This window comes from Limosilactobacillus gastricus PS3, assembly GCF_000247775.1.
Classification (GTDB): Bacteria; Bacillota; Bacilli; order Lactobacillales; family Lactobacillaceae; genus Limosilactobacillus; species Limosilactobacillus gastricus_A.
This window is the reverse complement of record NZ_AICN01000003.1, coordinates 1-7,547: the sequence shown is the minus strand read 5'-3', so window position 1 is coordinate 7,547 and position 7,547 is coordinate 1. Positions and strand designations below refer to the sequence as shown.

Sequence of the window (7,547 nt, the reverse complement as noted above, 5' to 3'; positions counted from 1 at the left end):
TTTTTAACAGCTTTATTACTATAACGCTTAATAAAACCTGTGTCAAGAAGAGTTTTATTTTTCTTAACACGCTTTGTTACTTATGCGTTTTGGCAACTTTGATAGTATACCAGCTCGTAAAATTCTATGCAAGTGTTTTTTGATTTTTATTTTGATCTGCTACCAATCTTTCGCTAGCATATTTAAAAGCGTTGATTAAAGGATACTTGTAAGCTTTAACTTTCTCTCCCTCCTGACTTTATATGGACTACTATCGACACCCAAATTAATTTTCATTAAAACAACTTTCTTAACCAAACAAGTCTTGATACAATGCTCTATAGACTTTTAGAAGGAGAACATTATGTCTGTTATCAACTTTTTCATTGATTTCGTCTTACATATTGATAGTCACTTGGTTCAAATCGTTACCACTTTTGGAGATTGGACCTATCTGATTCTGTTTGCCATCATTTTTATCGAAACGGGAGCGGTTATTCTCCCCTTCCTCCCAGGAGACTCCCTCCTGTTTGCTGCGAGTGCCTTATCAGCCAATGCCCTTTACCATCTTAACATTTGGTGGTTCATCATCATTTTCTTTATTGCCTGCTTTGGCGGTGACTCGTTAAATTTCTATATTGGGAAAAATTTAGAAAAGTTACTCGCTCGACACACTTGGTTTACAAAATTAATTGATCAAGAAAGTCTCCATAAAACCGAAGCCTTTTTTGAAAAACACGGAGCGATGGCGATTATTCTGGCCCGTTTCATGCCCATCATTCGTACCTTCGCGCCTTTCGCTGCCGCTGGTTCGGGTTTTCCTTATCGTAAGTTTGTTCGATACAGCATCATCGGTTGTACTGCCTGGGTCGCAATTTGTTGTGGAGCTGGTTACTTCTTTGGAAACCTCCCCTTCGTTAAAGCCCACTTTTCCTTGATTATTATTGGGATTATCGTGGTTTCATTAATTCCGGCCCTAGTCAGTTATCTTCGGAGTAAATTGGTCCGCAAATAACTTTAACTGATGATTAATCCACCAATTTACTAGAAAAACAAAAATAAATGTCAGCGCAAACCAAATTAAAGAACAGATCAGAAAAAAACTAATGGGAAGCATGTTAATAATTTGATCGGTGTAAACGTTAAAAATCCAATCATGATTATTAAACACTAATTGATGGAACTCAATAAAAGTCTGATCAAAATTAGTGATGCCCATCCCTAATAGTAAAAGCACAATTATAAACGACCATCTTAACGGACTTTTTAACTTCCATAGTTGAAAAGTCCGTTTTTGATACCAAAGCATCCCCACTGCTACTAATAAACTAATTATCAACCATGATTCCGCCCCCAAAACCAAGCCTCTGACATCCTGGAAATGGTGAATCGCTGAAGAACCCATTTTCAAATATTCAAAATGTAATTCATGAACCCATGGTAATTGTAAGTAACGAATCACCCGCCAATAATCTGCTAATTGATGTTGAGTGGGAACGTTTGTTAAATATGAACTACGTAAGTCAACCCACCAACTCGAACAATTTAACATTATAAAAAAAGAGCTCCCTAAAGATGATAACCAAATTGTGGTTATCGTTAGGGTAACTCGAATTACGCTATATATTTTCTTCATCCCATTCATCCAATGAATTAATTTGATAGGTTGGTTGTTGACTTTCTTTAGCAACTTCACTCCGTTTTGATACCCCAGTATACACCAACAAAGTATCCATTCCGACAGCCTGGCCAGCTTGAATATCCGTATGGAAATTATCACCAACCATCAGGACTTGATCAACCTGCTTTCCGGTGTACTGCAAAGCCATTTCCATAATTAACGCATGTGGTTTACCGACTACGATAGGTTCAACTGCCTGAGTAGCATAATGAACTAAAGCTACTAAGGAGCCTGCTCCTGGTAACATTCCTCGTTCGTTAGGCAAATTAGTATCCGGATTAGTTCCAATAAACTTGGCCCCACGTTGAATGTTTAAGACCGACGTTGCAAAATCCTCATAGGTGGCATTCATATCCATCCCCACTACCACAAAGTCTGGATGATAAGTTGTCAGATAAAAGCCTCGATCCAATAAAGCTTTTTGCAAGCCCCACTCACCAATCACGTTCACTCGTTCTTGACCAGTGCTCGCAATTGATTTGACGTAATCAGCGGTCGCCAAGGCCGATGTATAAACATCTTTAGGGTCCGTAGGAATTTGATGATCTTTGGTTAAGACTTGCGCCACTTCTTCTGGCGTCCGGGTACTATTATTGGTTAAATATAAAATTCGTTTCCCGTGGTCTTTTAGCCGCTGAATAAATGTAGCTGCCGCTGGAATGCGATTTTTCCCCTGGTAAATGGTCCCGTCTAAATCAATAAAGTAGGTATCATAATGTTTCATTAATCGTGCACCCTTTTCTTCTTATCGCGAATCACAAACTTTCGTCGATTAGGTCGATGTTTATTCTTAACTGAAGTTACTTCTTGATTTTTCCGATACCGCGGCTTTGGTCGACTCGCCGACCGTTGATGTTCACGGTATTCTTTTAGCGCATGCGCACTTCGTTTCTGATTAACAACTCGGCGTGGAATGGCCACCTCAAGATTTTGAATGATGAAATAAGGGCACCCAAAATTACATTCTTCATACAAATAATCTTGGATTAACGTAACGGAATGATCGCGATCAAATAAGGGATTATCGCTTTGATAAAACCCCCGTAAACGAAGTTGATTATGTCCCCAATCACCAACAATATAATCATATTTGCTTAAAATCGAACTAAATCGATTGGCTAATTGCTCGGGATCAAACCCTGCCCGATAATCTTTGATTAATAAATATTGATGACCATTTATTTTAAAATGGGACTCATCATCGCGAACGACTTGATAAACCCCAGCCCGTTGAGCGGCCCGTTGGTCAATATAAGCTTGTACCACATCTCGTTTCATATAAACATTTCTCCGCTAATAAGATAAACCTATCTTACCATACTCAAAACAAAAAGGCTGAGGACTAACCTCAACCTTATAGATTACTTAGCAGCTTTCCGCAACCGTTCGATATCATGAACAATCATCAATTCTTCATCAGTTGGAATTAATAAACATTTAACCGTTGCATCATCCGAAGAAATATCCCGTTCAACACCACGGACATTGTTCTTTTCGTCATCAATCCCCGTACCTAAGAATGATAGTTGATCAGCAATTTGCTTCCGGAAGTTTGGATCATTTTCACCAACCCCAGCAGTGAAGACAATGGCGTCAACCCCACCTAATTCGGCCACATAGCTACCAATGTACTTAACCACGCGGTTAACGTTAATCTCAAGTGCTAATTCGGCCCGTTCATTACCTTCTTTAGCAGCTGCTTCAACATCCCGCATATCACTAGACACACCGGAAATTCCTAATAAACCGGACTGATGGTTCAAGATATCAATCATCTCATCACCATTCTTCCCCAGTTTATTAGCGACAAAGTTAACCATTGAAGGATCAACATCACCCGACCGGGTTGCCATTGTTACCCCTGCCAATGGAGAGAATCCCATTGAAGTATCATATGACTTTCCGTTCTTGATAGCCGTAATCGAAGCACCCGCACCGATGTGACAAGTGATTAGTTTCAAATCTTCCAAAGGCCGGCCTAGTAAATCAGCAGCCCTTTGTGCCACATACCGGTGACTAGTCCCGTGAGCCCCATACTTCCGCGCCCCGTACTTCTCGTACCATTCGTAAGGTGTACTGTAAAGAGCGTTCATCTTTGGCATGTCAGCATGGAAAGAAGTATCGAACACTGCTACGGCAAAGGCATCCGGTAAAACATCCTTGAAAGCTTTAATCCCTTGTAATTCGGCAGGATCATGTAATGGCGCATATTCAGCTAATTGGTCAATCTTGTCCATGACATCTTCATCAATTACCGCTGAATCCTTGAAGAATTCACCACCAGCCACAATCCGGTGACCAACTGCATCAATTTCGTTGTAATCAGCCACAATACCGAGATTCTTTAATTGGTGAAGTAAGTATTCAACCGCTGCTTCATGATCAGCAAATGGAGTATCTTCTTCATGAACTTGGTCCTCTTCATACTTGATCTTAGCATGACCCATTTCTAAGCCAATTCGTTCCAAGTTACCTTCAGCAATAACTTCTTCACTTGGCATATCAAATAACTTAAACTTAACCGTTGAACTTCCGGCATTAATGGCAATTGTCTTTGACATCTGTATCTCCTCTTACTTCATAGACTGTAAATTAGTTGCGACCCATTGATCGGTCTTTTGCATGAACGCAGTGAACTCTTTTGGATCTTTTAACGTTGGGAAAGTACCCAGTAAAACCTGAGGAACTTGGTGAGCACTAGCTCCCTGACGTTGTAATAATAAGATTGACTTAGCAGCTTGTTGGTTAGCAAAAATTGCTGTTGGAAGATTCAATAATCCTTGCATATGAGCGACTGATTGAATCCATTCAACTAACCCTTGTGCTTCGTCAGATTGGAACAAAGCTTGTGGTACTAAGAACAGGCCGAAACCTCCTGGCTTAAGATAGTTCATTGATTGTTCAATCAATAAATGATGAACAAACGAATGTCCTTCTTTAGCTCGTGTCCGATAGTTCTTCGTATTATCATCTAATGGATAATATCCCACCGGCAAATCAGCGACCACTAAATCAACTTGCGGAACTGCTAAATCTAAAATAGCGTCTTGATGAAACAACTCAACATCCGCTTTTTGCAAAGCAACGTTAACGCTAGCTGTAGCTAACATCAAATCATCATTATCAATTCCAAAACCTGTTGTCGAGCGACCATTTAGTGCTTGCAATTGATTCATCATTGTAGTTAACAAATTAGCTGAACCAACCACAGGATCCAAAATGCTTAGCGTCTCTTGCTCCGGCAAGATCCTGGACGCTAAGGCCGCCATTAACATCCCAATCGTATCCGGTGTAATTTGATAATTACTCGGCAGTTGATCCTTACGGGTCACTTTCAACATACTTAATTGAATGAGTTGACGCATGGTCTCAGGATTGAACTTAAATTCCGCTAATCGCTGATATAAGTGGACTAATTTAGCTTGATCCGTTTCGTTCGGGATTCCATCTTCCACCCGTACTTGACCCCCATCTACCAAATTTTCAGCATTCTCTAAAAAGGCATCTAAATAAGAACTACCCAGTGCCGCTTGCAAAATTTCAGTAGCTTGGTCGAACGTTTGAAACATTTCTTCCGGAATCGTTTGTGCCAGTTGAGATCACTCCTTTCATTTCAATACAGTCTAATTTTACTCATTTTGTGAAGTAAATTCAAGCGTATTCATCGACTTGAATCGATACTGATGCTGATTATTAAGGGTTACCACCGCTTGATCCCCATTAATAACAACTCGTCCTTGTTGAAAAGTTTGTGAATGATAATTAGATAGCTGATATAGGCTTTGGGCTAAATATTGATCCGCAATTTGACGAGTCACCTGACGTTGTCGACTGATGATTCCTGTCATCGTTAAGATCGTGGTCATCACTACCCCTATAATCACCACACTGGATAATAAGGTGTTAGCGGTTTGTTTTTGCAAAAGTAAGAATGGCTTCATTGCTATAAGCCCCCTTTACCGTCACTTTGACTTGTTCAGCATTAATTTGATCAAAATTAACCATTCCCTTGGTTGTATATAAAGGAATGTAACCCTGATCATTTTTAGCCAAGTAAACAGTATGGTTTTGTTGTTTTATCTGATAAGTACTATGTTCTCGCTGACTATATAAAGATACTGACGTCCACTCAGTCACTTTGGGGTCGGTAAATTGATATTTTCCGCTCTCCAAATCTTGCAGCATAAGATGCCAATTATCGGCTTCCGAGATATTAAGATTGGTTAAACGGTCATGACTCTTAATTACTCCCGTTAACAAAATAATGGTTAAGGCAGCTATCATCAAGCCAACCACGGCTTCGCCCAAGGTAAAGGCTTGTTTCATGATGCCACCGGTTGAATCCGAATTAATTCATGTCCACCATTTCTCACCACCACTTGACCATTTTCATATTTGGCTAAATAAGGGCCGCGCTTAATGATCGGTTGACTATTTGGATGACGTAATCGTTGATCTGTAATTTCTTTACATAAGCGTGCCACTTCAACTTGTTTAGTGGATTGATTCTGGTTCAGTTTTACATACCCCCAAAAGGTAAGTAGTCCAATTACCGTTAAACTCGTTAGCATTAGCGCAACCATGTTTTCAGCAACTAAAAAGGCATTAGCCTTTATATTTACGAACACGATATTCTCCTCCTCCCAATTGAAAAGTAAAAGCTAGATAATAATGTTTGTCTTCATCATAAAAGCGATTCGTAATGGGGCTCACATAACCATCATCATGAACCTCGACGTTTTTAAATGCTCCCCGGCGTTTTAAGTGTTTCGGTAATTCCACATAGTCTGAATGCACCGGACTACCATATGAAAATTTAAAAGAGCGAATATTATCCTGAAAAATGATCTTCGTTGATTGCTGATCACGACGGGCGCGAAGTTGCGCTTCCTTAAAGCGTTGATGGAAAGTTTGTAGAAAATGTCGTTCAGCAGTCTGCTCTTGATAACGTTCAATATAGGGTCCACTCATTAAAACCATCAAAGCCGCCAATACCAAAACAATTAACATTTCCACTAAAGTGAAACCTCGCCAGCGTATCATTTTTCAATTTGTCCATTTCTGAAACTGATTTGTTGTTGCTCGGCTTGTTTTACTTGTTGTTCCGTTAAGTATTTTTCGCTAACCAGATCGGCTAAACTATGTGGAGTTTCGCCATTATGTTCATTTTGATACAGATCTGACTGAGTCTGGATCACATTAGCTAAAGCATTTCGACTGACTGAAGTTGCATGTTTTCGTTGACCATTTAAATTCGGCAAGATAATCAATATTAATAAAGAAATAATAAAGAGCACAATTGACATTTCTTTTTAAGTAAAACCGTTAATAATTTCGGTGTCGTAAAACCTTTTATACCGGGATTTACAGTGCTTTTAACCCTTAAGTGTTTAACTAGAGACTTATAGGTATCTCTAAATTTGTTTATGACCTTTTTTACAAATATTTTCAACCCTTTCCAAACTCACTGGCAATCTTGGCCAAAGAGGTTTTAAAATTAATGGGTGCAGTGTTCCACACAGAGAAAAATCTGCAGTATGGTTCTGCAGCCGAGAAGCTGGAGCTTCGCAATCAACTAGTTAAACCTAAACTTGATAAGGTTTATGACTTTCTCACTAAGATTAAACATCCAATGGGCAAACTAAAGCGAGCAATTAACAATGCGTTAAAGCTCAAAGACAGGCTGTACAAGATTTTTGATAATGCCCAATTACCATTGGATAACAATCCGGTTGAACAAAGCATTCGTCCAACAACGCTAGTTCGCAAGAACAGCTTATTCGCCACTTCCCAAAATGGAGCCAAAGCCAATGCGATGATTTATACCATTATCCAAACGGTTAAGTTAAATAACTTAAGAATCTTCGATTACTTGAAATACGTATTT

General features: G+C 39.4%; 12 protein-coding genes. 2 read left to right on the top strand and 10 right to left on the bottom strand.

The window, feature by feature from the left end:
- Positions 1-352: 352 nt before the first annotated feature.
- Complete coding sequence (locus tag PS3_RS00175; RefSeq protein WP_100207272.1) at positions 353-994, top strand: VTT domain-containing protein; 642 nt, start codon at positions 353-355, stop codon at positions 992-994.
- On the opposite strand, the gene PS3_RS00170 is transcribed toward PS3_RS00175, so the two are convergent.
- The 10 genes from PS3_RS00170 to PS3_RS00125 form a co-directional block, all read right to left on the bottom strand.
- Entirely contained in the window at positions 956-1,615 is a 660-nt protein-coding gene (locus tag PS3_RS00170; RefSeq protein WP_176662239.1) for a TIGR01906 family membrane protein, read from the bottom strand. The genes PS3_RS00175 and PS3_RS00170 overlap by 39 nt on opposite strands.
- On the bottom strand, positions 1,599-2,384 hold the full coding sequence (locus PS3_RS00165; RefSeq protein ID WP_007121595.1) for a TIGR01457 family HAD-type hydrolase: 786 nt from the start codon (positions 2,382-2,384) through the stop codon (positions 1,599-1,601). Before PS3_RS00165 ends, PS3_RS00170 begins: the two co-directional genes overlap by 17 nt.
- Positions 2,384-2,938 (bottom strand): YutD family protein, encoded by a 555-nt coding sequence (locus tag PS3_RS00160; protein ID WP_007121594.1) that lies wholly within the window; start codon positions 2,936-2,938, stop codon positions 2,384-2,386. Before PS3_RS00160 ends, PS3_RS00165 begins: the two co-directional genes overlap by 1 nt.
- Before the next feature lie 83 nt (positions 2,939-3,021).
- Positions 3,022-4,221 (bottom strand): acetate/propionate family kinase, encoded by a 1,200-nt coding sequence (locus PS3_RS00155; protein WP_007121593.1) that lies wholly within the window; start codon positions 4,219-4,221, stop codon positions 3,022-3,024.
- A 12-nt stretch (positions 4,222-4,233) separates the two neighbouring features.
- Positions 4,234-5,229 (bottom strand): class I SAM-dependent methyltransferase, encoded by a 996-nt coding sequence (locus PS3_RS00150; protein ID WP_040467751.1) that lies wholly within the window; start codon positions 5,227-5,229, stop codon positions 4,234-4,236.
- A 60-nt stretch (positions 5,230-5,289) separates the two neighbouring features.
- Positions 5,290-5,601, bottom strand: a complete 312-nt coding sequence (locus PS3_RS00145) for a hypothetical protein (protein ID WP_040467750.1) — start codon at positions 5,599-5,601, stop codon at positions 5,290-5,292.
- Positions 5,564-5,986, bottom strand: a complete 423-nt coding sequence (locus PS3_RS00140) for a hypothetical protein (protein WP_040467748.1) — start codon at positions 5,984-5,986, stop codon at positions 5,564-5,566. Before PS3_RS00140 ends, PS3_RS00145 begins: the two co-directional genes overlap by 38 nt.
- Positions 5,983-6,288, bottom strand: a complete 306-nt coding sequence (locus PS3_RS00135; RefSeq protein ID WP_040467746.1) for a hypothetical protein — start codon at positions 6,286-6,288, stop codon at positions 5,983-5,985. The genes PS3_RS00140 and PS3_RS00135 overlap by 4 nt, the downstream gene beginning before the upstream one ends.
- Positions 6,266-6,703, bottom strand: a complete 438-nt coding sequence (comGD, locus tag PS3_RS00130; RefSeq protein ID WP_081478350.1) for a competence type IV pilus minor pilin ComGD — start codon at positions 6,701-6,703, stop codon at positions 6,266-6,268. The genes PS3_RS00135 and comGD overlap by 23 nt, the downstream gene beginning before the upstream one ends.
- On the bottom strand, positions 6,700-6,966 hold the full coding sequence (locus tag PS3_RS00125; protein WP_050950773.1) for a hypothetical protein: 267 nt from the start codon (positions 6,964-6,966) through the stop codon (positions 6,700-6,702). Before PS3_RS00125 ends, comGD begins: the two co-directional genes overlap by 4 nt.
- A 170-nt stretch (positions 6,967-7,136) precedes the next feature.
- Between PS3_RS00125 and PS3_RS00120 the strand changes: the two genes are divergently transcribed.
- Positions 7,137-7,547: IS66 family transposase (locus PS3_RS00120; protein WP_007121591.1), on the top strand; the 411-nt coding region annotated here is incomplete at its 3' end.

Excerpts from the sequence above, each read along its gene's own strand:
- PS3_RS00145 (WP_040467750.1), bottom strand. The coding sequence starts at position 5,601 with ATGAAGCCATTCTTACTTTTGCAAAAACAAACCGCTAACACCTTATTA.
- PS3_RS00125 (WP_050950773.1), bottom strand. The coding sequence starts at position 6,966 with ATGTCAATTGTGCTCTTTATTATTTCTTTATTAATATTGATTATCTTG.
- PS3_RS00160 (WP_007121594.1), bottom strand. The coding sequence starts at position 2,938 with ATGAAACGAGATGTGGTACAAGCTTATATTGACCAACGGGCCGCTCAA.
- PS3_RS00140 (WP_040467748.1), bottom strand. The coding sequence starts at position 5,986 with ATGAAACAAGCCTTTACCTTGGGCGAAGCCGTGGTTGGCTTGATGATA.
- PS3_RS00155 (WP_007121593.1), bottom strand. The coding sequence starts at position 4,221 with ATGTCAAAGACAATTGCCATTAATGCCGGAAGTTCAACGGTTAAGTTT.
- PS3_RS00165 (WP_007121595.1), bottom strand. The coding sequence starts at position 2,384 with ATGAAACATTATGATACCTACTTTATTGATTTAGACGGGACCATTTAC.
- PS3_RS00170 (WP_176662239.1), bottom strand. The coding sequence starts at position 1,615 with ATGAAGAAAATATATAGCGTAATTCGAGTTACCCTAACGATAACCACA.
- comGD (WP_081478350.1), bottom strand. The coding sequence starts at position 6,703 with ATGATACGCTGGCGAGGTTTCACTTTAGTGGAAATGTTAATTGTTTTG.
- PS3_RS00150 (WP_040467751.1), bottom strand. The coding sequence starts at position 5,229 with ATGTTTCAAACGTTCGACCAAGCTACTGAAATTTTGCAAGCGGCACTG.